Origin of the sequence: Pedobacter planticolens (genome assembly GCF_014172375.1) — a bacterium.
Taxonomy (GTDB): Bacteria; Bacteroidota; Bacteroidia; order Sphingobacteriales; family Sphingobacteriaceae; genus Pedobacter; species Pedobacter planticolens.
The window spans coordinates 21,818-47,440 of sequence record NZ_WNXD01000002.1; the positions used below are offsets into that span (position 1 = coordinate 21,818).

The 25,623-nt window shown below is 34.6% G+C and carries 20 protein-coding genes; 10 read left to right on the forward strand and 10 right to left on the reverse strand.

Translation table 11 applies throughout. The features are described 5' to 3' along the window. Positions 1-33 precede the first annotated feature (33 nt). Positions 34-744 (forward strand): head GIN domain-containing protein, encoded by a 711-nt coding sequence (locus GM921_RS08800; RefSeq protein ID WP_182922280.1) that lies wholly within the window; start codon positions 34-36, stop codon positions 742-744. 119 nt (positions 745-863) lie between these two features. Here GM921_RS08800 and GM921_RS08805 read toward each other — a convergent pair whose 3' ends face one another. The 10 genes from GM921_RS08805 to kbl form a co-directional block, all read right to left on the reverse strand. After that, on the reverse strand, positions 864-1,277 hold the full coding sequence (locus tag GM921_RS08805) for a hypothetical protein (RefSeq protein ID WP_182922281.1): 414 nt from the start codon (positions 1,275-1,277) through the stop codon (positions 864-866). Between the two features lie 3 nt (positions 1,278-1,280). Then, on the reverse strand, positions 1,281-1,850 hold the full coding sequence (locus tag GM921_RS08810) for a hypothetical protein (protein ID WP_182922282.1): 570 nt from the start codon (positions 1,848-1,850) through the stop codon (positions 1,281-1,283). Beyond that, positions 1,847-3,277: a 23S rRNA (uracil(1939)-C(5))-methyltransferase RlmD gene (gene rlmD / locus GM921_RS08815; protein WP_182922283.1), complete on the reverse strand. Its 1,431-nt coding sequence runs from the start codon at positions 3,275-3,277 to the stop codon at positions 1,847-1,849. Before rlmD ends, GM921_RS08810 begins: the two co-directional genes overlap by 4 nt. A 178-nt stretch (positions 3,278-3,455) precedes the next feature. After that, positions 3,456-3,566, reverse strand: coding sequence for a phenylalanyl-tRNA synthetase subunit alpha (locus GM921_RS08820; protein WP_182922284.1), 111 nt, complete (start codon positions 3,564-3,566; stop codon positions 3,456-3,458). Positions 3,567-4,238: 672 nt separating this feature from the next. Continuing rightward, positions 4,239-5,381 carry a hypothetical protein gene (locus tag GM921_RS08825; RefSeq protein ID WP_182922285.1) on the reverse strand — a complete coding sequence of 381 codons (1,143 nt, stop codon included), beginning with the start codon at positions 5,379-5,381 and terminating at the stop codon, positions 4,239-4,241. 50 nt (positions 5,382-5,431) lie between these two features. Next, entirely contained in the window at positions 5,432-6,007 is a 576-nt protein-coding gene (locus GM921_RS08830; protein ID WP_182922286.1) for a TetR/AcrR family transcriptional regulator, read from the reverse strand. Then, complete coding sequence (locus GM921_RS08835) at positions 6,007-6,420, reverse strand: Rieske (2Fe-2S) protein (protein ID WP_182922287.1); 414 nt, start codon at positions 6,418-6,420, stop codon at positions 6,007-6,009. Before GM921_RS08835 ends, GM921_RS08830 begins: the two co-directional genes overlap by 1 nt. Beyond that, complete coding sequence (gene pheS / locus GM921_RS08840; RefSeq protein WP_182922288.1) at positions 6,420-7,460, reverse strand: phenylalanine--tRNA ligase subunit alpha; 1,041 nt, start codon at positions 7,458-7,460, stop codon at positions 6,420-6,422. Before pheS ends, GM921_RS08835 begins: the two co-directional genes overlap by 1 nt. A 118-nt stretch (positions 7,461-7,578) precedes the next feature. Further along, entirely contained in the window at positions 7,579-8,511 is a 933-nt protein-coding gene (locus GM921_RS08845) for an alpha/beta hydrolase (RefSeq protein WP_182922289.1), read from the reverse strand. A gap of 28 nt (positions 8,512-8,539) precedes the next feature. Then, positions 8,540-9,727, reverse strand: coding sequence for a glycine C-acetyltransferase (gene kbl / locus GM921_RS08850; RefSeq protein ID WP_182922290.1), 1,188 nt, complete (start codon positions 9,725-9,727; stop codon positions 8,540-8,542). Positions 9,728-9,868: 141 nt separating this feature from the next. Between kbl and GM921_RS08855 the strand changes: the two genes are divergently transcribed. From GM921_RS08855 to GM921_RS08895, 9 genes are all read left to right on the forward strand, one after another. Then, positions 9,869-12,322 carry a DUF5686 and carboxypeptidase regulatory-like domain-containing protein gene (locus GM921_RS08855; protein WP_182922291.1) on the forward strand — a complete coding sequence of 818 codons (2,454 nt, stop codon included), beginning with the start codon at positions 9,869-9,871 and terminating at the stop codon, positions 12,320-12,322. 149 nt (positions 12,323-12,471) lie between these two features. Further along, positions 12,472-13,401, forward strand: coding sequence for an oxygen-dependent tRNA uridine(34) hydroxylase TrhO (trhO, locus tag GM921_RS08860; protein WP_202985643.1), 930 nt, complete (start codon positions 12,472-12,474; stop codon positions 13,399-13,401). Further along, complete coding sequence (locus tag GM921_RS08865) at positions 13,398-13,769, forward strand: DMT family protein (RefSeq protein WP_182922292.1); 372 nt, start codon at positions 13,398-13,400, stop codon at positions 13,767-13,769. Before trhO ends, GM921_RS08865 begins: the two co-directional genes overlap by 4 nt. A 70-nt stretch (positions 13,770-13,839) precedes the next feature. Next, positions 13,840-16,743 carry a ligand-binding sensor domain-containing protein gene (locus GM921_RS08870; RefSeq protein WP_182922293.1) on the forward strand — a complete coding sequence of 968 codons (2,904 nt, stop codon included), beginning with the start codon at positions 13,840-13,842 and terminating at the stop codon, positions 16,741-16,743. A gap of 254 nt (positions 16,744-16,997) precedes the next feature. Beyond that, entirely contained in the window at positions 16,998-20,024 is a 3,027-nt protein-coding gene (locus GM921_RS08875; RefSeq protein ID WP_182922294.1) for a SusC/RagA family TonB-linked outer membrane protein, read from the forward strand. A 27-nt stretch (positions 20,025-20,051) separates the two neighbouring features. After that, entirely contained in the window at positions 20,052-21,599 is a 1,548-nt protein-coding gene (locus GM921_RS08880) for a RagB/SusD family nutrient uptake outer membrane protein (protein ID WP_182922295.1), read from the forward strand. Positions 21,600-21,610: 11 nt separating this feature from the next. Further along, the gene (locus GM921_RS08885; RefSeq protein WP_182922296.1) at positions 21,611-22,513 is read left to right on the forward strand and encodes a LamG-like jellyroll fold domain-containing protein; all 903 of its coding nucleotides are present in this window, start codon (positions 21,611-21,613) and stop codon (positions 22,511-22,513) included. Between the two features lie 62 nt (positions 22,514-22,575). Next, a complete protein-coding gene (locus tag GM921_RS08890; protein ID WP_182922297.1) occupies positions 22,576-24,258 on the forward strand; it encodes a glucoamylase family protein in 1,683 nt (560 codons plus the stop codon). 10 nt (positions 24,259-24,268) lie between these two features. Further along, positions 24,269-25,597, forward strand: a complete 1,329-nt coding sequence (locus GM921_RS08895; protein ID WP_182922298.1) for a glucoamylase family protein — start codon at positions 24,269-24,271, stop codon at positions 25,595-25,597. The last annotated feature ends 26 nt before the right edge of the window (positions 25,598-25,623 follow it).

The following is a 25,623-nucleotide window of genomic DNA, read 5'->3' on the forward strand; positions in this document are numbered from 1 at the left end:
GTCTAATGAATACAACCCTTAAAGAAATAAATTATGAGAATTAGCAGTTTACCCAAATCGGCATGTTTAGTATTAATAGCCGTTTTAAGTTATATGAACACCAAAGCGCAAAGCAAAAATGTAGGTGTAAAAAGTTTTGATGCCATTACCGTAAGTAGCGGAATAGATTTGTACCTAACGCAAGGTGCTAGCGAAACCTTAACCATAAAAGGTGATAACAATTTAATTAAAGATGTCATTGTAGAACAAAATGGAAGTGCTATTACCATAAAGAAAAAAGAAGGAGTGAATTGGAACAAACTATTTAAAGGCCAAAGCATTAAAGTGTATGTGAATTTTAAAACGTTGAAAAGCTTAGCGGCAACTGGCGGTTCTGATGTGTATACTCAAAACACGTTAAAAGCTGATGTATTGAACTTAAGAGCAAGTGGAGGTTCTGATCTTAAATTAACGCTTGCCTGTAAAGATCTTACTTTAAATGTAAGTGGTGGTAGCGATGCCGATTTAAAAGGTAGCGGAGAAAATATGCAGTTAAATGCTAGTGGCGGTAGTGATGTAGATGCTTTTGGCTATATTGTAAATTACGCCAAAGCAAATGTGAGTGGTGGTTCCGATGCTAATATTTATGTAAACAAAGCATTAGAAGCTGGCGCAAGTGGCGGTGGCGATGTAAATTATAAAGGAAATGCGTCATTAAAGAAAACCACTTCTTCAAAAAGTGGTGATATTAATCACGTTAATTAGTACAATTTTAGTTTAGTTTTTAGTTTAAGGAAAAGCCAATAGTGTGGATGCACTATTGGCTTTTTGACATATTGGCTAATGGTCAATGGACTATAGACCATGGACTATCGACCATCAACCTACTTCCCTTTCGGATAAGGATAATAAATAAAGTTCGCTCCTTCTGGAACTACCACAAAAACACACATAAAGTTTTCTGGTTTTTTGTAGGTTTTCAAAAACTGTTCTTTCTTATCAGGGTGAATAATTCCTTTCTGAATAAACTCTTCTAACGTTGACGCTTGAATTGTCCAATCCGTATTTAAATCTGCTCTATTTAAGATCACTTCACCAATACTTACTTCGTGTTGATGTGCTATAAAAATTGGCGTAGTAGAAATCCCTTCCACCATAATTTCTACTGCTACTTCTTTAATCGAATCAGCATAAAATGTTAAGTCCTTTTCTAAACTTACTAGCGGACTTTTCTTTTCCTTTTTTGGCGCCCCATTCTCATCTGAGCTTAAATTGCCCAATAACTCTTCACTCTCCATATCTTAAAACTTGATCTCTTTTTTTAGTGTAATAAATTTATCATCGGTTAAGCTATCCGTTAATAAGCCATAACCTTTATCGGTTTTCACAATTCTTTTAGTTAGCGGATATTTATCCGAACAGAAATACATGCTGCCTTTCTTAACTAATTTCCATTCATTATTTTTTAATGAAAACAGATTTATACTTGCCCAGCAATTGCTAAACCATTTTTGTCTCAGTAGTAATTCCGGCTGATTATCACCATTTAAATCTCCTGTTAAAGCTAAATCTGCGCCAATTGCATTTTTATAAATTAATATTGGCCAATGCTCATTTGTAAAAAATATTTGAATGATGTATTGCTTTTGTTTATCACCAATATCATCTTTAATTAGTTTATTTTTAACCACAAATGCAGTATCAGTTTTACTTAGTAAAATAGTATCCACCACTTGTTTTGTGGTATCAACTATCATTTTTGCTTTTGCCGAATCAAGCTGTTTTTCAGACTTTTCTTCAGTTTTAACATTGCCTTTACAGGCCGCTAATACAGCAATTGCTACTAAATAAATCCAACATTTTTTCATCATTTCAGTTGTAATAAAACTACGTTTTCTACATGTTGTGTATGCGGAAACATATCTACAGGCTTAATGCGCACTACATCGTATTTCTCCTTCAATAAAGCTAAATCACGAGCTTGCGTAGCTGCATTGCAACTTACATACACAATTTTTTCAGCTTCCATTTCTAGTAAACGTTCTACCACATCTGCATGCATTCCAGCTCTAGGCGGATCAGTAATCACCACATCTGGCTTACCGTGTTCTGCAATAAAATGACCTGTTAAAATGTCTTTCATATCGCCAGCATAGAAAATTGTATTATCAATTCCGTTAAGTGACGCATTAAATTTAGCATCTTCTATCGCCGTTGGCACATACTCAATACCCACAACCTGCTTTACGCTACCCGCAATAAAGTTAGCAATTGTTCCAGCGCCAGTGTATAAATCGTACACCAATTCATCGCCTTTAAAACCAGCAAACTCTTTCGTTATTTTATATAATTCGTACGCTTGCTCAGAGTTAGTCTGATAAAAAGACTTAGCACCAATTTTAAATTTAACTACGCCACCATTCTCCACTGGCATTTGCTCAAAAATATGATCTCTGCCTGCATAGGTAATTACTTCTTGATCGAAAATAGTATCGTTCTTTTTCTGATTTTCAATGTAAAGTAACGCGGTAATTTCTGGAAACGAAACTTTTAAATGTTCCATTAAACCTTTAATTTGCTCTTGTTCTGCATAAGCGAAAACAACCACAACCATTACTTCTCCAGTCGACGAAGTTCTAATAATCAAGTTACGTAGTGCACCTTCATGATTACGTAAATCGTAAAAGCTCAATTCGTTTTTTAACGCATATTCACGAACACTTAAGCGCAAACTATTGCTCGGCTCGGCTTGTAAATAACAATGCTCAATATCTAAAATCTTATCAAAACGTAATGGAACGTGAAAACCCAAGGCATTCATTTCTCTGCCTTCCGCTTCAAATTCCATGTCGGTAGCATTTAACCAACGTTTATTCGAGAAAGTATATTCTAATTTATTTCTGTAATACCTATTCACCGCCGAACCTAAAATTGGCTCCATTGCAGATGTATCAATTTTTGCCAAACGTTGTAAGGCAGCCTCTACGTTTTTATGCTTAAATTTTAATTGTGCCTCATAATCCATGTGTTGCCATTTACACCCGCCACATGTACCAAAATGACTGCAAAAAGGATCTTGACGAAGTTCTGATGGGGTTTGAATATTTTCAACGATAGCTTCTGCGAAGTTCTTTTTCTTTTTTACTATACGCACATCAACCACATCACCTGGAACGGCTTTGTCAACAAAAATGACCAATTCATCGGCTTTGCCAACACCTTTTCCCTCTTCGGCAATGTCAATAATACTCAGTCCCGAAATCCGTATCGGCTCAGCATTTTTTCTATTTCTACTCATTGCTGCAAATATAATAAAAAGGTAGAAGGTAAAAGGCTTTAAGGTAGAAGGTTTGGAAAGAGAGATAAGACAAATAAATTAGGAGAAATCTGCTAATCTGTGGCTAAAAATTTAAAGCATATTTTCCCATTCGAGCTTGAGCAACTCGTTATCATAGCTAAACAATCAACTGATTTTCTTACTTCCCAAAAACTCTAAGGATTAATCCAAAAATGCCTTCTACTAAGTTAAAGCTCATATCAAATTGTTCATCAACCATTACAGAAATCTCTAAAGTTTCTTTGCTCATTGCGTTTTATGTTGATAATTATACAAATATAGCTTATTATGAACCAAAAACCAAAACGGTATATGTTAATTTTCTGTTAAGTTTTTCTGTCATTTCGACATTAGTAGAGAAATCTTTGCATTAAAGTACCACAAATATTATTTCGGTCAGTGATACACAAACCGACAGAAAAAAGAAGTTATAACAACTAATATAGAATATTAACGATTATGAGAAGGAAAAATACCACATTCTTAAGAGCTTAATTATTAGCTCGGCTTTTGTTCGCACTTGCGACGGGGTTAATTCGGGTTCAATTGTCACAAGTCCGAACCAACTCCGAACTAACCCCGAACTAAGTCCGTCCCAACCCTTAACCATTTTGCATCCTTTTACGATGCAATTGTAAAGAACAATCGAAAGAAAGTTTTCTATTTCTAATACCATAAAAGATTTGGAAACTTAAAATAATTACGTGTTTAAACTTACAATTGAGCAAGATGGTAAGTTTAGAAAGATTTGAAAAGTTGGTTTTGGATTTCGAGTGGTGAGACAGCAACTGATAGTATAAGCGTTTTCCGTCATTTCGACCTTAGTGGAGAAATCTTTGAATTATGCATTTGGAAAAGATCTCTCCGTTCAGCTTCGCTTCAGTCGACATGACGAAAGCACAAAAAATGGTCTCTCAGAAACTTAATATTTAGCCAACAATGTTTTAATGTAATTAGGAAACTCTTCCTTACTAATCCCATTTACACGTTTTAGAGTTGCAAAATAATCCTCTTGTGGTTCTGGACTGAATAACTTTTTTATCCCTTCAATTCCTAGTTTCTCTTCGATGTCTTTACAAACAAGTGCACTTAAAATATAAGTAATTGGAACACCTCCATCTACACGAATTTTAAAGTTGGTTGCTAAATCTCCAATATCATCTTTAGGATTTTTAGCAATATATGTTTTAGCAAAAACTGCTAATTTATCTATGTCTATTCCACCAGAACCACCTATATAAGTGGCATATCCTTCATCTACCTCTCTAAATTGATGCTGGAACAAAACCGATGTATAAAAATGAACAGCTTCGTGTTTATATAGTTCTGAATTATTCCCTGCAAATAGTGTATTTGTCCATTGATGTGCGAATCCGCCAGACAAAGAATAATACATATTTTCAATATAATCATAACCCAACATTTTAAATAACTGCTCAGGATCATCACATTTATAATATGTTATTTTTAAAGGCTTAACATTAAATTTCTTGGCAAAAGATGTATTAAAACTATTCATCTCCTTTGCTTTATCATCATTCAATTTATTTGGATAGATATATTTAATGTCACCAACTTGTTTTACATTATATAACCTCGTGTTATAGTCAATTGCATTATAGAAGAAATATCCATTACTGTTTTTCCTTGCTTCAAGTGTTGTAATTAAATTTAATTTTGGAATGTTAAGTTGCTTCTCGTCAGCACCCATATAGGCAAGTTTAAGTATATACTTTTCATTACCAATAGGCATTATTGCTAACAAAGTGGGTGTGAAAAAATTCTCGCCATTTGGCATCTTACCCTCAGCATTAAACAACCAATTAAATGGAGCATTATCTTTTGCTAAATATGCTTTATCTATGTATGGATTAGGTTTAGATGTATCATTTCTAGTTCTCAAAAAACCTTTCAAAGAATTTGTTAACTCAATTCTAATAGTTGTATCCGAAACTAAGTAAAATGCTGGTTTGCCTATTAATAATGTAGAATCAGAAACCTGACCGTAACTTGAATTAATAACTGAGCTACAAATAAAAATTATTAAAATTATTGCTCTTCTCATGAACATCCAAGTTAATAAAAAGTTTCTAATGAGAAATGGATGGCAAATAATTACAATGCCGCCTTAACCAAGTAAGGCAATAACTCTTTTTGGAAAGTGACAAAGTTCTTGCGCACATCGGCATCGCTAACTGAAGTGAAAGCGAAAGAGAAAACTATGCTTTTGCTGGCTTTTAGAAGAAATGCCAATCCGCCACGGCGAGCTGGGTTCTTTTTAAAATGATCAAGTTCTAAATAGGCCGAAAGTAAAAGTGCTTCTAGTTGATCTGAAAGATGTTTTAAGAACTCTTGAGAATTGGCATTTTCACGAACGAAATCCCAACCAATAAACTCATTACAAACTGTGTATGACAAACGGCAGGTTTTCATTACTAATGCTTTTAAATGTTCTTCTTCATTTGCAAAAGTTACTTTATTGCTTAAAATTTCATGAAGATTTACATCTAGGTAATCCATCAAAATAGCATCTAAAACTTGCTCTTTGCTATCGAAATACTTGTAAATAGTTGCTTTAGCAATACGTGCTTTTTTGGCAATCTCATTTACACTGGTTTTATGGTAACCATATTTTCTGAACAGCTCTTTAGCAGCTCTTATAATGCTTTCTTTTATTTTTTCTGGTTCCATTAATTAATTACCTGTATAGTATTACCCGCAATGGTAACATTGTATTGTTTTAATGATGTTTTAGCAGGTGCTTTTACTGGACTGCCATCGTATAAAGAATATTTAGCTCCAGATATAGGATCAGTTGCCGTTAAATTAGGATCATCGATATTAACTGCATTTTTTGCTTGTGGATTTACGGTACTGCAACGATCGTAAGCTACGTAAGCATTATCAGCCCTGCGATAAATTACAATACCTGCAACGCCATAACTAGTTAAACTTACCGCACCACCTGCTGCGCTTAATCGGCTTAATCTTGGATCTGTTAATGGTGCACTAAAATTTACTGGCACATCGGGTATTAGATTTTCTTCTTTAGCACAAGATGTGCCAAGTAAAACAATCAAAAATAAACCGATCAGCCTATTCATTATATAATTGCAGTTTTGTACTGTTTTAAGAAACGAACATCGTTTTCAGAGAATAAACGCAAATCTTTAATTTCGAATTTTAAATTAGCGATACGTTCTATACCCATCCCGAATGCAAAACCACTGTATTTTTTGCTGTCAATTCCGCAGTTTTCCAATACATTAGGATCTACCATACCACAACCTAAAATCTCTACCCAACCACTATATTTACACATTTGGCATCCTGCTCCTTTACAAATGGTACAAGAAATGTCCATCTCTGCACTTGGTTCTGTAAAAGGAAAATAAGATGGGCGGAAACGCACTTTTGTTCCTTCGCCGTATAGTTCTTGAACGAAATAAAACAAGGTTTGTTTCAAATCTGCAAATGAAACATTCTCATCTACATATAATCCTTCTACTTGATGAAAAAAGCAATGTGCTCTTGCAGAAATTGCTTCGTTACGGTATACACGACCTGGCATCAACGCTCTAAATGGTGGCTGACCAGCTTCCATCATACGCACTTGTACAGATGAAGTGTGTGTACGCAAAGCGATATCGCCCTTTTCTCCTCCTTTTTGGATGAAGAAAGTATCTTGCATATCTCTTGCCGGATGTTCTTCTGGGAAATTTAACGCAGAAAAGTTATGCCAATCGTCTTCAATTTCCGGACCTTCGGCAACGCTAAATCCTAGCTTATTAAATATTTCTATAATCTCTCTTCTCACTAAAGCCAAAGGGTGACGAGCACCTACTTCAAAGCCTTCGCCAGGTAAAGTCATGTCCAGTTTTGAGTCTTCAGTCTTTATCCCCGAGTCTGCAATACTTTCATTTAACGATTGATATTTCGCTTCGGCTAATTGCTTAAACTCATTTAATACTTTACCAAGTGTTCTTTTTTCTTCAGGAGAAACCGCTTTAAATTCATCAAAAATATCTTTAATAATACCTTTGGTTCCTAAAAAACGAATGCGGAATTGTTCCAGTTCTTCGGCACTAGTAGTATCAAATGAATTGATTTCTGCCGTATACTGTGTAATCTGGTCTTGTAACATCTGCCAAATATACAGCTATTTATAGAAATATTTTATATGCTGTCGGTTCAAATATTAACTTGAAACGTATTTATTACAAGAAAATGAACTAAGAACCCGAGAATTAATCTGTAAAGAGTTATTTTATATTTCTATTGAAATAGGCGACTGTTGAATCAAGTACAAGTTGCCATTTACCAGTTTGTGAAAAATTATGATCGGCACCTTCAACATACAAAAATTCATTAGGCACTTTAAGTTCATCTAATCTTGCAGTAAATCTATCGTAGGTTGATAAATCTTGGTTTGGCAATCCCATTACCGTATTATTTTGTGGAAAAATGTTTAAAGTTGATATCTTTTTATTCGCATTTGCACTAAATAAGGGGCTGATATCTTTGTAATATTTCTCATTAGCTACTGAAATATCAAATCCCGTGTAACGGTAACCACCCTCAAAAACATAAGAAGGATACAGTTGCCAATTTGAAACATTTGTAAAAACTAAATCTAAAGCTCCTGCCATATTTGATATGGCTTGAACTTTACCTGTATTTCTTGCATCGTAACTATACAATAAGGCTAAAGTACCACCAGCACTATGGCCTGCAAGTGCAATTCGCTTGTTGCTAACCACCCATTCTTTGGCATGCGCAATTGCAAAATCTACAATAGTCGCTACGTCATTAACTTGATCTTTTATCTTTATTTCGCTTGCTATATGCAATGGCTCTAATCTATCAGTTAATCCTATTCCATTTACCAACCTATAATTTACATTTAAAACAGCGTAGCCACAACTTGCTAAATATAGTGCCTGCTGATTAAAATCACTTTTGCTACCACCAATAAAACTTCCGCCATGCACTAAAATAATTACGCTCGTATTTGAGGTTCGATTTGGCGGCAAATAAACATCCATGGTTTGTTTTGTATCACTACCGTATGCTAAATTTGAAAATAGTTGAGCCTCAGCTTTAGTTTGATAAGAAGGTTCCTCCACTTTTTTACAAGTTGCGAAAAGCATCAGTACTAGAAATCCTATAGCAATAACTTTCGAGATGCTTTTCATAACTTGATTTAAAAATAAAATGGAAACACTAAATAACGCCTAATTCCTTACCAACTTTTGTAAATGCAGCAATTGCTTTATCTAAATGATGTTGCTCATGCCCTGCAGAAAGTTGAACTCTAATTCGGGCTTTGCCTTGTCCAACAACTGGATAGAAAAATCCTACTACATAAACTCCTTCTTCGAGCATTTTTGCAGCAAAAGCTTGTGCAATTTTAGCATCATATAGCATTACCGGAACAATTGGATGAAAACCTGGTTTAATATCAAAACCTGCGGCCGTCATTTTTTCACGGAAATATTTAGTGTTGTTTTCTAATTTATCACGCAAAGCGGTAGTTCCACTTAGCATATCTAAAACCGCTACAGATGCACCTGCAATTGCTGGAGCTAATGTATTTGAAAATAAATATGGGCGTGAACGCTGACGTAACATATCGATAATTTCTTTCTTGCCTGAGGTAAATCCGCCAGATGCGCCACCTAAAGCTTTACCTAATGTACCTGTAATAATATCAATGCGATCTATTACACCGAAATGTTCGTGAGTACCACGACCTGTTTTACCAATAAAACCAGTACAATGCGATTCATCAATCATTACCAATGCTTCATATTTATCTGCTAAATCGCAAATTTTATCAAGCGGAGCAACCGAACCGTCCATAGAAAAAGCACCATCGGTTACAATTATTCTATGTCTGCAATTTTTAGCAGCAATTAATTGCGCTTCTAAATCTGCCATATCAGCATTTTTATAACGGAAACGTTGCGCTTTACAAAGTCTAACGCCATCAATAATAGAAGCGTGGTTTAATTCATCAGAAATTATAGCATCTTCTGCATTAAACAAAGGTTCGAAAACACCTCCGTTAGCATCAAAAGCTGCAGCGTATAAAATCGTATCTTCTGTACCTAAAAATTCAGATATTTTAGCTTCTAACTCTTTGTGAATATTTTGTGTACCGCATATAAAACGAACCGAGGACATTCCATATCCATAATCGTCTATCGCTTTTTTAGCAGCTTCAATTACTTTTGGATGAGATGACAAGCCTAAATAATTATTCGCACAAAAGTTAACTACCTCAGCGCCAGTGCTCACTTTAATATCTGCGCCTTGTGGTGTGGTAATTATGCGTTCGCGTTTAAATAAGCCAGCATTTTCTATTTCTTCGAGTTCTTTTTGTAATACAGGTTGTAGAGTTTTATACATGATTTTATATTTTGGAGGTATCAATCGTAGGAATAACGATTCGCTTTGCAAAAATATAATATTTTACTCGTTAACAAACTTTAACATATTATTTGTGTTAACTTCTAGAACTTAGCCGATATTTATACTTTATCACCTTTTATGAATAAAATTAACCTCCTGCTAATTTTAATGTTAGCCTTTTATAATGTTTCAGTAGCTCAACAATATCAAATTAGTGGTAAAATAACAGAGGCCGGTGGTGAAATTATCCCTTTTGCATCAGTTTATGTAAAAAATACGGCTAAAGGTGTTTCTGCAAATGCAGATGGCGTTTATAAACTTACACTCGACAAAGGAGATTATACACTTGTATATAAGGCAATTGGATTTAAAACTATTGAACATAGTGTAAATCTTACTACTGATTTAACGCTAAACCAGAAGCTTGCATCAGAAAGCTATACGCTTAAAAACGTAGTCATTAGGCCAAATGCCGAAGATCCTGCTTACGAAATAATTAGACAAGCTATTAAAAATAGGAAAACCCATTTAAACGAAGTGGATTCGTATAGTAGTAATGTGTATATTAAAGGATTGCAAAAATTAGTAGGCGCTCCAAAGAAGTTTTTTGGTAGGGATATTCAGAAAACACTTGATTTAGATACCAACAGAAAAGGGATTTTATATTTATCAGAATCTCAATCTGTTTTCAGTTTTAAGCGCCCAAATAAAATTCATGAAGAAATGGTTTCTTCTAAAGTTTCTGGCAGAAATAACTCTTTCAGTTTTAATAAGGCATCAGATTTAATTATCAATTTTTACGAAAACTTATTATTGGAAGGAAGTGGGTTAAGTGCCAGAAGTTTTGTTTCGCCAATTGCGGATAATGCCTTATTCTATTACAAATACAAACTTTTAGGAACGACAGAAGAAAATGGCGTAACTATTAATAAAATAGAGGTAATCCCTCGTCGTACAAATGACCCAGTTTTTAGAGGCATTGTTTATATAGCTGATGATAGTTGGCGTTTAATGGGCACAAATCTTAATTTAACAGAAGCAGCAGGGATCAATTTTGTAGATACATTAAATATAAGTCAGCAGTTTATAAAAATCGAGAATGTTTACATGCCTTCAGATATTAAATTTCAATTTAATGGAAATGTGCTCGGCTTTAAATTTGAAGGTTATTATGTAGGTATTTATAGCAATTACGATATTCATCCGAATTTCCCTAAAAATTATTTTACGGCAGAGATTTTAAAGGTGACCAAAGCAGTTAATAAAAAGGATTCATTGTATTGGATGAATATTCGTCCAATTCCGTTAACTGATGAAGAAAAGTTCGATTATAAGAAGAAGGACAGTATCGCTCTGCGTAAAACATCTAAACGTTACCTCGATTCTGTAGAGAAAGAGCATAATGAATTTGGCATCGTAAAAATGTTATTAACTGGATACGATATTAATAAACGATACGAGAAAAAATATATCCATTTCGATCCAATTATTAGGTCTGTTTTTTATAACACAGTTGAAGGATTTGGATTAAAATACGGCGTAACCTTTCGAAAAGTTTTAGAGGATAGAAAAACCTATACCATTAGACCAGAAGTTCGTTATGGGTTTTCTAATCATGTTTTTACAGCAAATTTAAGCGGGAGTTATTATTACGATCCACTAAAACGAGCGAGCATAGGTGCAAGTTTTGGCTCAGATATTTCAGATCTTAATAGATATGGTTCGATGAGTTTACTTTCTAATTCCATTAATACGCTACTTTTTGAAAGAAATCTTTCTAAGTTTTATAAAAAAGAGTTTGCCAATATTAATACTACAAGAGAATTAGCAGATGGTTTACAAGCTTCGGCAAGTATAGATTACAATAAAAACTATACTTTAAAAAATACCAGTAATTATAAACTTCGAGATCTTAAGGATGAAGAATATACATCCAACAATCCGTTTACTCCAAACTCTGAAACACCATTATTTCCAACATATACTGCTGTAAGTATTTCGGCAGGATTAACGTATACAATTGGGCAAAAATATATCACTAGACCAGATGGAAAATTCTATCAAGAATCGAAATATCCTCGTTTTCAATTAGGTTATACCAAAGGGATTAAAGGCATTTTAAGTAGTGATGTAGATTATGATTTGGTAAATTTAGAAATCTATCAGGACCGTATTAGCACAGGTTTATTAGGTTATTCTTCTTTTGTGGTAGGCGCAGGTAAATTTTTAAATAATACCTCTGTTTTTTATCCAGATAGCAAACATTTTAGAGGAAATAATTCGACAGTGTTCCCCCCTAACTTAAGGAAATTTAGATTTTTAGACTTTTATCAATACAGTACAAGTCGTGAGTATGTAGAAGTTCATTTTGAGCATAACTTTGCTGGCTTTATGATTAATAAAATCCCATTGTTACGCAAGTTAAAATTAGAAGAAATTGTAGGTGTAAACTATTTAACTCAACCGGGTAAAAGAAATTACAAAGAGTTTTATTTTGGCGTTGAACGTTTAGGTTTTGGAGCAAGTTATGGCTATGCATACGATGGAAATAAAAAGGTTGACCAAGGGTTCAGGATAACGTATGGATTTTAATTAGTCCGAAAGTCCGAGGTCTTTAGTCCGAAGTTTTTAAAGCCAATTATAGAAAGTTGCAAATTAAACTTCCGGACTTTCAGTCTTCCTGACTAATTTACTTATCTTTGCCACGCATTAAACGCCGTTTGCAGCGGTATCAATGAATTATGATATACAACACCTTACTTTATTATTGCTATTCGCCAATAGCAAATGCAGAACAATTTGCTACAGATCATTTAGCTTTTTGTAAATCTTTAAACCTTGTAGGTCGCATTATTGTTGCCGAAGAAGGGTTAAATGGGACTGTTTCTGGAACTGCAGCAGCTTGCGAAACTTATATGAGGCATTTAAAAGCCGACGAGCGTTTTGCTAAAACAGATTTTAAAATTGATGAGGTTACCGAACCTTCTTTCATTAAAATGCACTGTAGATATAAAGCTGAAATTGTGCATTCTGGCTTACGCGATACCAGCATTATCAATCCTAATGAAAAAACAGGTAAATATTTAGAACCTGCCGAGTTTAGCGAAATGTTAGACCGTGATGATGTAATTGTTTTAGATGTTCGCTCTAATTACGAGCATAATTTAGGCAAATTTAAAAACGCAGTAACCCTTGATATTGAGAACTTTCGTGATTTTCCAGATCAAATTAATGCATTAGCAAAATACAAGGACAAAAAGATAATGACCTATTGTACTGGCGGCATTAAATGCGAAAAGGCATCAGCTTTGCTATTGCACCACGGTTTTACAGATGTGTATCAACTACATGGCGGTATTATTAAATATGGTAAAGAAGCTGGCGGAAAAGATTTTGAAGGTAAATGTTATGTTTTCGATAATCGTATAGCAGTTGATGTAAATTCTGTTAATCCAACCATAGTTTCTACATGTTATAACTGTGGCAAAACCACACCAAAAATGATTAATTGTGCCAACCCAGAGTGCAATGAGCATTTTACACAGTGTGATGAGTGCGGAGATAATTTACAAGGTTGCTGTTCAGTAGAATGTACCACGCATCCTCGCAAACGCCCATATGATGGAACTGGCTATTATGTAAAAGTTCCACAACAAGTTGCAAAAGCATGAGAGCATTCATAACCATAGCGTTCTTATTTATCTCCAACACCTTTATGACTTTGGCTTGGTATGGCCATTTAAAGTTTAAGGATATGGAATGGAGTAAAAGTTTGGGTTTAATTACCATTATTGCCATTAGCTGGGGAATTGCATTGTTTGAGTATATTTTTCAAGTACCCGCAAACAAATTAGGATTTAAAGAAAATGGCGGCCCGTTTAGTTTAATGCAATTAAAGATTACTCAGGAAGCTATTTCAATTAGTGTGTTTCTTATTTTCTCTATTTTATTTTTTAAAACAGAGAAAATTGCATGGAATCACATGGTAGCATTTGCGCTAATAATCCTTGCTGTTTTCTTTGCATTCATTAAGAAATAACAATACCATCATCATTTATACAGTTTAAATATTTATTTTGCAATGATTTAGCGTCGTGCTTTTGCTATAAATGAAAAATAAATCTTTTAAATATCTCCTTGTCTTTTTGGCATTTCTACTTAGTACAACTAGCCTTTTGGCTAGCGATATACAAAGTATAGGAGTTCCTTATGTTCAAAATTACCCTAAGTCATCTTATTTATCAGGCAATCAGAATTGGTCGATAGCAAAAGACAAAAATGGGTTAATGTATTTTGGCAATGCCGAAGGTTTACTTACGTACGATGGCAAATACTGGCAACAGTATAAAATGCCAAATCGTCAAATAGTACGTGCCGTAGCTACAGATGCAAATGGAATGATTTATACCGGAAGTTTTGGCGAATTTGGCTATTGGTCTTATCAAAATAAACATCTTACTTATACGTCATTAGTTAACTTAATTCCGAAACCCAACAAAATAACGGACGAAATTTGGAAGATTTATGTGGTTGGAAAAAAGATTATTTTTCAATCCTTTTCTACTATTTATAGCTACGAAAACAAAAAAATAAGTGTTATTAAAGCGCCAAGTGCATTTTTATTTCTGCATCAAGTAGGAAGCCATCTTTTTGCTGAAGTTTTAGGCAAAGGTCTTTTTGAGTTACAAGGGAAAAACTTAGTTCCATTAGTTGGAAGTGAAACGCTTTTAAAAACAGGTATACTTTCTATTCTTCCTTACAAAAACAACAGTTTTATTATTGGCACAAGTAAAAACGGACTTTTCATTTACGATGGTCAAACTATTAGCCCAATGGTAAGTGCTGCAAATTCGTTTCTTAAAACCTATCAACTGAATAACGGCGTAAAAATTTTAAACAAATATTATGCTTACGGAACCATTTTAAATGGTTTAATTATTATTGATGAAGATGGAAACGTTGTACAACGAATAAATAAATCCAGCGGTCTGCAAAACAATACCATATTAAGTTTATATGCAGATAACGAACAAAATCTTTGGGCGGGTTTAGATAATGGAATTGATAGAATAGAACTAAATTCTCCACTATATTTCTATTTCGATAAAGCTGGTCAGTTCGGTACAGTTTATTCAAGCTTAATCGTAAAAAACAAAATATACTTAGGCACAAATCAAGGTTTATTCGCTAGCCCTTGGCTACCTGAAAACGGAAACTTATTTAATTCTTTTGATTTTAAATTGATACCCAATTCACAAGGACAAGTTTGGGAACTTAATGAAATAGATGGTCAGTTAATATGCGGTCACAATGATGGAACTTTCAATATTGTTGGCGACAGAATGGAAAGAATATCGAGTATTAGTGGCGGATGGACGATTAAAAAACTAAACTCAAATCCTAATTTCTTAATTCAGGGAACGTATAATGGTCTGGTTATTTTCGCAAAAGACGCCGCTGGAAATTGGAAATTTAGTCATAAAATTTTAGGTTTCGATGCACCATCTAGGTATGTGGAGCAAGACACAAAAGGAGATATTTGGATAAGCCATGCGTATAAAGGTTTATACAAATTAACGTTAAGTGCCGATTTAAAAAGAGCAACCAACATTAAGTATTACGATGAAAAAAATGGCTTGCCAGGAAATTATAACATCAACATTTTTAATGTAGAGAACAAGATTATTTTCTCTTCTGATTCAGGTTTTCTTGTGTACGACGAAATCAGCAATCGCTTTACCAAATATGATGTACTGAATAAAAATTTGGGCAGTTTCTATTCTTCTAATAAAATTATCAATGCTGGTTTAAAAAAATATTGGTTTATTAATCATGGTAAAATGAGCTTGGTTAATTTAAGTGAACCGGGCAAAATATTGATCGATTCGAATAGATTTAGCATTCTAGATGGACGAATGGTGCAGTATTATGAAAACATCAGTCAAATAAGTAGCAAGATTTATCTCATTAGTGTGGATGATGGTTTTGTAATATATAACACCACTAATGCCGAAAACAAGCAAGAGAAACTAAAATTGCCTTCGGTTTTAATTAGGAAAATAGAAGATATTACAGATACGTATTCTACCATTACAGAAAATGGAAGTAGCGGAGAAACCATTGAAATTCCATTTAGTAGAAATAATATTCGTATTTCTTTTTCATTGCCTTATTATCGCCAATCAAAAATTAAGTTTCAATATTACCTAGAAGGATATTCTAAACAATGGTCTGATTGGAGTTCGGCAACACAAAAAGATTTCACCAACCTTAGCCGAGGAACTTACACCTTTAAAGTTCGAGCTAAAATAAATGAAGAAACTATAAGTGATACTACTGTTTTTGAATTTACTGTTTTACCTCCTTGGTATGGCAGTAATTGGGCTATTGTTTTTTACGCTTTAGTTGGTGTAGTTACGCTGATAGCAGGTAAAAGAATATACGAAGCCAAATTAAATAGAGATCAACAATCTATTTCTCAAAAGCTACAACTCGAAAAAGAAGAGTTTCTAAAAAAAGAAGCTGAAGCTACAGAAAAGCAAATCATCAAAATACAAACCGAAAAACTACAAGCAGAGCTAGCTGGTAAAAACAGAGAATTAGCAAATTCTGCAATGAGTTTGGTGTATAAAAACGAATTGCTGCAGAAGTTAAGTGAAGAAATGACTAAGCTAAAAGATGAAAACGGCAAAAAGCTTTCTGAAGATCAACTTCGCAAAATTCAAAAAGTAATTGATGACGGAATGAATGATGAACGTGATTGGAATTTATTTGAAAGCAGTTTCAATGAAGCCCATGAAAGTTTCTTCAAAAAGTTAAAAGCTAACCACCCAGATCTTGTTCCAAACGATTTAAAATTGTGCGCTTACCTGCACATGAATATGAGCAGTAAGGAAATGGCTTCACTCTTAAACATATCACTTAGAGGTGTAGAAATACGACGCTATCGTTTGCGCAAAAAATTAGAAGTACCACACGATAAAAACTTAACTGAGTTTTTAATGGAACTTTAGTACTACATCATTACCTCTCATAACTCCATTTTCTTCACATCAACATGTGTTCTCAAATTTCATTTTGTAGTACCTGTAATTTTCTTGTTATCACTCTAAAAACGTCGTTTTTGAGCCAAAAATCAATTTTATCTATGAGTATGAGATAGTACTCATCAATACTTTGATGTATTAATGTATAGGTGCTATTACTTGTAATAATCAAACAAAAACAGAAAATTAGATTAATCAATTAAACAAATATGAACAACAGTATGAAAAAAATCTTTACAAAATTTTCTGTTTTAACCTTCTTTTGTTTATTCCTATTAAACGCTGCTTCGGCCCAAAATGTTACAGTTAAGGGTGTGGTAAAAGATGATACAGGCGTAACTGTACCATCGGCAAGTGTTATAATAAAAGGAACAACCAACGGAGTGCAAACAGATGCTAATGGAAATTACTCCATTATTGCGCCAGCAAATGGCACTTTAGTATTTACCTATATTGGGTTTGTTACGCAAGAGATTGCCATTAACAATAGAACCACTATTAATGTTGATCTTAAAACTTCTGCCAACGATTTGCAACAAGTTGTTGTTGTAGGTTATGGGACACAGAAAAAAGTAGATGTTACTGGGTCTATTTCAAGTGTTAAGGGTGCTGACATTGAAAAGTTTGCAGTCACAAATCCTATTTCCGCATTACAAGGAAAAGTTCCTGGAATGACGGTAGTAAACAATGGAGCACCTGGATCAAGTCCTGTAGTTCGTTTAAGAGGGATTTCGAGTACCAAAAATGCAAATCCACTATATGTTGTTGACGGTTTATTACAAGATAATATCGATTTTCTAAATCCCAATGATATTGAAACTATAGATTTATTACGTGATGCGTCCTCTACCGCAATTTATGGATTGAGAGGTGCAAATGGTGTAATTGCAGTAACAACAAAAAGAGCAGCAAGAGGTAAAACTACTGTTAACTTTCAAAGTACAGTAGGTATACAACGCGTAGTAAATACAATAGATGTTACTGATGCTGCAGGATTTAAAAAACTATATTCTGCTCAATTAGCAAATACAGGCTCAGCACCTTTTGACTATACCAATTATACTGCAAATACAAATTGGCAAAATGAAATTCTTCGCGATGCATTTATTAATACAAATTCATTGAGCATATCTAACAATGGAGAAAAATCAACAACCTTGCTTAGTTTAGGCTATAACAATCAAGATGGAGTTGTAAAATACAATAACTACAAAAAGTTTATAGCTCGTTTAAATGAAGAAATCAGAATAACTGATAACATTAAAGTTGGTGCAGATTTAACAGGTTTTCATTGGAGAAATGAACCGACATCTGCTACATTAAATAGATCTCTTTGGGCTGCGCCAATCGTACCAATACAAACAGATGCAAACACTTATTATGCTATGCCTTCATTCCAATCTGGTCAGGTGCCAAATCCAGTTGCAGAGTTAAATCGCACTAGAAATAGTGCTATTAACAGAGGTTATAGATTTAATGGAAGTGTATATGCAGAAATCAAATTCCTAAAAGACTTTACTTTAAAATCTACTTTTTACACAGATCTTGGGTTTAATAATTCCAGAGGTTACACACCGCTTCCTTTTAACTTCATCAGACTAGGTGAAGGTGCAATACCAACTGCTACTACATTTGATAATGCAGCGAGGACAGAAATTCGTCAAAATACGTTTGAAAGTAGAAAATATCAGCAAGATCATACTTTAAGCTATAATAAAGAGCTTAAAGGCGGACATAGAATTAATGCACTTGTTGGTTTCACTTCTGTTTTCGCATCAAGCACTACGTTGAGCGGTTCTAGAAGAGATACCACTCTAAATGTTCCTTTTGATCCAAAATTTTGGTATTTATCTGATAATATCATCAATGCCAACAATCCAACATTTAATGGTGGAGGTGGTGCAGAAGAATCTAACGTAGGCGCTTTTGCCCGTGTTAGCTATGCTTACAACAACAAATATTTGTTAAATGCAACAATCCGTAGAGATGGTAGCTCAAGATTTGCTCCAGAAAACAGATGGGGAACTTTTGGCAGTATCGGTTTAGGATGGGTTGCGAGTGATGAGGATTTCTTTAAAGACAATATTAAGGGAATTGATTTCTTAAAACTACGTGCTGCGTGGGGTAGATTAGGTAATTCGAATGGAGTAGATGCAAATCTTTATCAACAAGGATTAGCAACTTCTGTTGTTGCTGTTTTTGGCAATAATGTCTATCCAGCTATTACAACGGCCTATTTCCCAGATCCTAACTTACGTTTTGAGATTGTTCAGGGAACTGATATAGGTTTAGAGATAAAGGCTTTAAAAAACCGTTTAAGTACTGAAATTACTTATTACAATAAAACTACTGATGGAATTTTAACCTCATTAACTTTACCAGGAACTACCAAACCTACTTTTACCAATCTTGGAAAAATAACCAATAAAGGCATTGAGTTTAGCTTAGGCTGGAATGATAAAATTGGAAATGATTTTGGTTATAATATTTCAGGTAATTTTAGTTACAATAAAAACATTGTCAATTCTGTTGGTAATGCAACAAATTTCCAGATTTTAGGTAATGGGGGTATCAATGTAACCGAAACCGGAAAATCTATTGGTTATTTTTATGGATATAGACAAACAGGCATTTACCAAACATCTGCTGATATTGCTAGCAAAGGAGCCTTTGCCGATTCTGCTCCTGGTGATATTTCTTATGAAGATGTAAATCATGATGGAGTTATTTCAGCTTTAGACAGAACCTATTTAGGTACACCTTTTCCCCCTTATAGTTATGGTTTAAACTTAAGTATGAATTACAAAGGGTTTGATGCTTCAATTGAAGGCCAAGGAGTTGCAGGCAACATGATCTATACTCAACGTAGAACAGGGAATTTTGCGCAATTAAATTATGAAAGTAACCGATTAAATGCATGGACAGGCGCTGGAACTAGCAATATAGAACCTATATTAAATAGAAATCGTACCAATAACTATTTATTTAGCACTTATTATTTAGAGCCTGGAGATTACTTCCGTTTACGTAATATACAATTGGGCTACACTTTTGCCGCAAACATGATGAAACAAATAGGTGTACAAAAATTACGTGTTTTTGTTAGTGGCCAAAATGTTAAAACATGGACAAAAGCAACTGGTTACACTCCAGAAGCTCAAATCGGAGACATTTTAGGTGGTGGTGCAGATAATGGCATATACCCAGTTCCTGCAATATATTCTTTTGGTCTGAATGTAACTTTCTAACCAATTATCATTTAATTATTTATACAAATGAAAATATTATATAAAACAACAAAGAAAGTTAGCATTGCATTAATTGCAATAACGCTAGTTTCTACAGCTTTGAGTTGTAAAAAATTCTTAGATACCCAAAAACAGGGAGAATATACCGATGAAAACTATCCTTATCCAGGTGGATCTGGGCCATATGATCAGTTTTTATTTGGTGCTTATACTAGTTTAAGAGCATATGGAGTTCACTCGTTCGGATTTGTATTATCGACTAGCGTAAGAAGTGATGATGCTGATATTGGCAGTTCAGCAAATGATGGAGGTGCGAATGTGCAAACCTTTGAAACTTTTCCAGTATCAGCTGGAAATGGAATTATAAATGGCATGTGGGCAGAATATTACAGCATGATCGATAAATGTAATGTTGCTTTAGATCAAATAGAGAACAATAAGGATATTGTTTCAACACCAGCTAACAAAATACAATCAGAAGCAGAGGCCAAATTTTTGCGTGCGTATGCCTATTTTAATATGGTTAGGCTATTTGGTAGAATTCCACTAATCACTAAACCAATTACTGTGACTCAACCAAGTGGTCCACAAAGCACAGCAGCACAAATTTATGTATTAATAGAAAGCGATTTACAATTTGCAGCTGCAAACTTACCAATAAATTGGAATGTACTATTTGTAGGCCGAGCAACAAGCGGGGCCGCTAATGGCTTATTGGCAAAAGTTTATTTAACGCAAAAGAAATGGTCCGCAGCAATGGGAGCAGCTAATGCGGTTATGAACAATGGGCAGTATGATTTATCAACTTCTTATGACAAGATTTTTGGAGAAGAAGGTGAAAATAGTAAAGAAAGTGTTTTCGAAGTTCAAGCAACTGCATCATCATCAGTACCAACTGCAAATGGCGTTCAATATGCTGCAAACCAAGGCGTCAGAGGATCGGTAGAGTGGAACTTAGGGGATGGGTTTAATGTACCAAGTACGACTTTAGATGCCGCCTATGAACCTGGGGATCCTCGTAAAGCGAGAACCTTTTTATATAGAAGTACAGCAACTACAACTTATAAAACCTATTATGGTGAAAACACAGCTACAACTTGGGTAAACCCAATATATAATCATAAAGTATATACAAATCCTGCCAGAAGAGCATCTGTAGGCAATAGATTTGGCTGGTGGATGAACATTCGTATTTTACGTTATGCCGATGTAGTTTTAATGCATGCAGAGGCCGCAAACGAACTAGGTGGAGCTACAAACACTACTGCAGCTTTGGCTGATTTAAATAGTGTTCGTGCAAGAGCTAGAAATGGTAATGCAGCAATTTTGCCTAACGTAACCACAACCGACCAAGATTTATTGCGTAATGCTATTCGTCAAGAGAGAAGAGTTGAGTTAGCAATGGAAAACGATCGTTTCTTTGATTTGGTAAGATGGGGAATAGCAGGAACTGCAATGACTGCTGCTGGTAGACCAGGTTTTGTTGAGGCTCGTGATGTTCTGTTACCAATTCCACAAACTCAGATAGATTTGAGCAAAGAGCCAAATAAACTAACTCCAAACCCTAACTATTAATAATTAACCACATGAAATTTTCAAATTTATATATAAAAGGTTGGTTACTAGGATTAGTTCTAGTAGCTACTACTTTTTCGTCTTGTAAAAAAGATGGAAACCCTAATAATCTTCCAGATGTTAACCCCGCTGATTATCAAGGTAAAATTGATGGATACACTAGTTCAGATGAAATTTATTCAAAAAATTTGGTTGCTTACTGGTCTTTCGATGGTAATAAAAACGAGCTAAAAACTGGTACTGCACCTACTTCGTCTGCAAATGATAGCTACATTGCTGCGGGTATAAAGGGGCAAGCGCTTAGTTTAAATGCTGGTTATCTTTATTATGCAAAACAATTCGATGCAGTTAAAACCGCTGCGTTAAAAAAATTCACCATTAGCGAATGGGTACAAATTTTAAATAATGGTTCGAAAAAAACTATGCTATTCCAAATAGCCAGACCTGGCTTGTTTAATGGAAGTTTAGATTTTATTCTTGAAACAAATGCAAATCCTGCTACCAATACAGATTATATACAAATTCACCCATATTTTACAACTGTAAGTGGTGGACAACAAGACAATATAAATAACTATGGTTCAGTAAATCTTTCTCCAAAAATAGGAGCAAATGTTTGGGTTCATTTAATTCTTACTTATGATAATGCTACTGGTGTATTTAATATATGGGCCAACGGGATTAAAGTTGGAAATTATCCAAATAGAGGAGTTGGAAATAGTCTTTTTAATTCTTACGAACCAAGTGAAATAATTATGGGTGCAAATTATAATCTTATCCCTGGTAAAACGGTAAATGCTGATGCAAGCTATGCTGCCATGACTGGGTCAATAGACGAAGTAAGAATTTATAATACTGTATTGCCAGATGCACACATTAAGGCTTTATATAATCTAGGTAAGCTTGGTAAATAATTAATATCTATCAAACGCAGCATCGCTATTATTGATGCTGCGTTTTTATAAAGCTTCCTCCTATGAAATTCAAAACATTTAGCTCCCTTTCAAATATTTATTTATTCTGTGCTATTTTGTTCTCTATATCATTTTATAGCTGCAAAAAAAGCGGTACCGAAACTCCAAAAAATACAGATACCTCTTTATCCTTTACGGTTAATGACGTCTACAATGGAACTTTAAAGTACAGTGTTTCGAATTTAAAACCCATTATAAAATTCAGCTTTACCGAAGCTATTAATACAAGCACAACGAGCAGTGGTGTTGCATTAACAGATGCAACTGGAAATTCAATCTCTATCGCCATTACTTATCAGGATGGAAATAAAATAGTAATTATAACCCCACAAAGTGATTTAAAATCATTTTCAACTTACACACTTACTATCAATAACAATTTAAAATCTGCTGGCGGAGGAAATTTAATCAACCCTGTTAGTATAACATTAGTTTCTGGATTAGATAACACCGACAAATTCCTCCGCATTACCGATGATGAACTTTTAACCCTAGTTCAAAAACAAACCTTTAAGTATTTTTGGGATTTTGCACATCCAACAAGTGGCTTAGCACGAGAAAGGAATTCATCAGGAGATATAGTAACCACTGGTGGTTCTGGTTTTGGCATCATGGCAATTGTAACAGGAATTAGCAGAAACTTTATTACAAGAGCCGAAGGTTTAGCCAGATTACAAAAGATTGTAGGTTTCCTCAAAAATAATGTAACCAAATACCATGGCGCTTATCCACATTGGTTAAATGGCGCAACAGGAGCAACCGTTCCTTTTAGCACAAAAGATAACGGAGCCGATTTAGTAGAAACTTCTTACTTAATGCAAGGTTTAATTACCGCCAGACAATACTTTACAAGCACCGATGCCGCAGAAATTACTTTAAGAAGCGATATTACCACACTTTATAACGATGTAGAATGGGCTTGGTTTAGAAAAGATAATGGTAATACTTTGTATTGGCATTGGAGTCCAACTTATAATTGGGATATGAATTTACCCATAAAAGGTTGGAATGAATGTTTAATAACTTATGTAATGGCTGCATCTTCTCCAACTTCTTCCATCCCTAAAACAGTTTATGATAATGGTTGGGCGCAAAACGGAGCTATGAAAAATGGAAATAGTTATTATGGTATTCAACTTCCTTTAGGGCCAGCAAATGGAGGCCCATTATTTTTAGAACATTATTCCTTTTTAGGCATTAATCCTATTGGTTTAACAGATACCTATGCTAATTATGAAACTCAAACTAAGGCACATACCTTAATTAACTATAACTATTGTGTTGCCAATCCAGCAAAAAATGTGGGTTACAGTGCCGACTGTTGGGGACTTACTGCCAGCGATATTCCAACTGGATATGCAGCCAGTTCGCCAACAAATGATTTAGGCGTAATTGCTCCTACCGCAGCCTTATCATCCTTCCCGTATACGCCAACCGAATCAATGGCAGCACTTAAATTTTTCTATTATAAACTAGGTGATAAAATTTGGAAAGAATATGGTTTTGTAGATGCTTTTAAACTAAATGATCCTTGGTTTGCTTCCTCGACTTTAGCAATAGATCAAGGGCCAATTATTATTATGATAGAAAACCATCGTACCAAATTACTTTGGAATTTATTTATGAGTGCTCCAGAAATAAAAACAGGAATGAAAAATATAGGGCTTACTAGCCCTAACCTTTAATCGAACAACAATGAAACTTTTATATACACTAGCCCTACTCTTTACGTTAAGTAGCTGCACTGGTCAGCAAAGCAAATCTCCAATACAAAAAAAATTAACTGATGATCAATTACTCACGCTTGTAGAAAAACAAACCTTCAATTATTTCTGGGATGGTGCCGAACCTATTTCTGGCCTAGCAAGAGAACGTTTTCATAGCGATAATATTTATCCTGATAAAGACAAAGATGTAATTGCTACTGGAGCTTCTGGCTTTGGGGTTATGTCAATTTTGGTTGCCATCGAACGTGAATTTATTACTCGCCAACAAGGTTTTGAACGCTTGCAAAAAAGCGTAAACTTTCTACAAAAAGCAGATCGTTTTCATGGAGCTTGGTCGCATTGGATTTATCCCTCTGGAAAAGTAAAACCTTTTGGCAAGAATGATGACGGCGGAGATTTAGTAGAAACATCATTTTTAATGCAGGGATTAATTTGCGTTCGTCAGTATTTTAAAGATGGCAACCCACAAGAAAAAGCGCTAGCCGCACAAATAGATCAATTGTGGAAAGAAGTAGATTTCGATTGGTATCGCAACGGCGGAAAAAATGTTTTGTACTGGCATTGGTCGCCAAATATTGGTTGGAAAATGAATTTCGCAGTAACAGGTTATAACGAATGTTTAATTATGTACATTATGGCAGCAGCCTCTCCTACGCACACAATTCCAGCAGAAGTTTACCATGAAGGTTGGGCTAAAAATGGCGCAATCAATACGGATTTTACCCTATATGGTCATCAGATTAAATTAGCGCATAATGGTGAAAAAAATAACGTCGGGCCATTATTTTGGGCTCAATATTCTTATTTAGGGTTAAACCCAAAGGGATTAAAAGATCGCTATGCAGATTACTGGAAAGAAAACACAAACCACGCTTTAATTCATTACGATTACGCCTTAGAAAACCCTAAAAAATTTAAAGGATATGGTGCAAACTCTTGGGGTTTTACAGCAAGTTATTCTGTAAACGGATATTCGGCACATAGCCCTAAAAATGATGTAGGTGTAATTTCTCCAACCGCTGCTTTAGCTTCCTATCCATATACACCAAAAGAATCGCTAAAAATGATGAGGCATTTATACGAAGATTTAGGAGGTCACGTTTGGGGAGAGTACGGATTTTACGATGCCTATAGCGAAACCGCAAATTGGTATCCTAAAAGATATTTAGGTATAGATCAAGGACCAATCGTAGTGATGATAGAAAACGGAAGAACGGGTTTACTATGGAACTTATTTATGAGTGCACCAGAAGTTCAAAAAGGCTTAGATAAACTTGGCTTTACCTACAAAAAATAAAATCGAATAACACAAATACACACACC

Excerpts from the sequence above, each read along its gene's own strand:
- GM921_RS08820 (WP_182922284.1), bottom strand. The coding sequence starts at position 3,566 with ATGAGCAAAGAAACTTTAGAGATTTCTGTAATGGTTGATGAACAATTT.
- rlmD (WP_182922283.1), bottom strand. The coding sequence starts at position 3,277 with ATGAGTAGAAATAGAAAAAATGCTGAGCCGATACGGATTTCGGGACTG.
- GM921_RS08845 (WP_182922289.1), bottom strand. The coding sequence starts at position 8,511 with ATGAAAAGCATCTCGAAAGTTATTGCTATAGGATTTCTAGTACTGATG.
- GM921_RS08805 (WP_182922281.1), bottom strand. The coding sequence starts at position 1,277 with ATGGAGAGTGAAGAGTTATTGGGCAATTTAAGCTCAGATGAGAATGGG.
- pheS (WP_182922288.1), bottom strand. The coding sequence starts at position 7,460 with ATGTTACAAGACCAGATTACACAGTATACGGCAGAAATCAATTCATTT.
- trhO (WP_202985643.1), top strand. The coding sequence starts at position 12,472 with ATGATATACAACACCTTACTTTATTATTGCTATTCGCCAATAGCAAAT.
- GM921_RS08880 (WP_182922295.1), top strand. The coding sequence starts at position 20,052 with ATGAAAATATTATATAAAACAACAAAGAAAGTTAGCATTGCATTAATT.
- GM921_RS08835 (WP_182922287.1), bottom strand. The coding sequence starts at position 6,420 with ATGAATAGGCTGATCGGTTTATTTTTGATTGTTTTACTTGGCACATCT.
- GM921_RS08870 (WP_182922293.1), top strand. The coding sequence starts at position 13,840 with ATGAAAAATAAATCTTTTAAATATCTCCTTGTCTTTTTGGCATTTCTA.
- GM921_RS08800 (WP_182922280.1), top strand. The coding sequence starts at position 34 with ATGAGAATTAGCAGTTTACCCAAATCGGCATGTTTAGTATTAATAGCC.
- GM921_RS08875 (WP_182922294.1), top strand. The coding sequence starts at position 16,998 with ATGAAAAAAATCTTTACAAAATTTTCTGTTTTAACCTTCTTTTGTTTA.
- GM921_RS08810 (WP_182922282.1), bottom strand. The coding sequence starts at position 1,850 with ATGATGAAAAAATGTTGGATTTATTTAGTAGCAATTGCTGTATTAGCG.
- GM921_RS08830 (WP_182922286.1), bottom strand. The coding sequence starts at position 6,007 with ATGGAACCAGAAAAAATAAAAGAAAGCATTATAAGAGCTGCTAAAGAG.
- GM921_RS08825 (WP_182922285.1), bottom strand. The coding sequence starts at position 5,381 with ATGAGAAGAGCAATAATTTTAATAATTTTTATTTGTAGCTCAGTTATT.
- GM921_RS08895 (WP_182922298.1), top strand. The coding sequence starts at position 24,269 with ATGAAACTTTTATATACACTAGCCCTACTCTTTACGTTAAGTAGCTGC.
- GM921_RS08855 (WP_182922291.1), top strand. The coding sequence starts at position 9,869 with ATGAATAAAATTAACCTCCTGCTAATTTTAATGTTAGCCTTTTATAAT.
- kbl (WP_182922290.1), bottom strand. The coding sequence starts at position 9,727 with ATGTATAAAACTCTACAACCTGTATTACAAAAAGAACTCGAAGAAATA.
- GM921_RS08890 (WP_182922297.1), top strand. The coding sequence starts at position 22,576 with ATGAAATTCAAAACATTTAGCTCCCTTTCAAATATTTATTTATTCTGT.
- GM921_RS08885 (WP_182922296.1), top strand. The coding sequence starts at position 21,611 with ATGAAATTTTCAAATTTATATATAAAAGGTTGGTTACTAGGATTAGTT.
- GM921_RS08865 (WP_182922292.1), top strand. The coding sequence starts at position 13,398 with ATGAGAGCATTCATAACCATAGCGTTCTTATTTATCTCCAACACCTTT.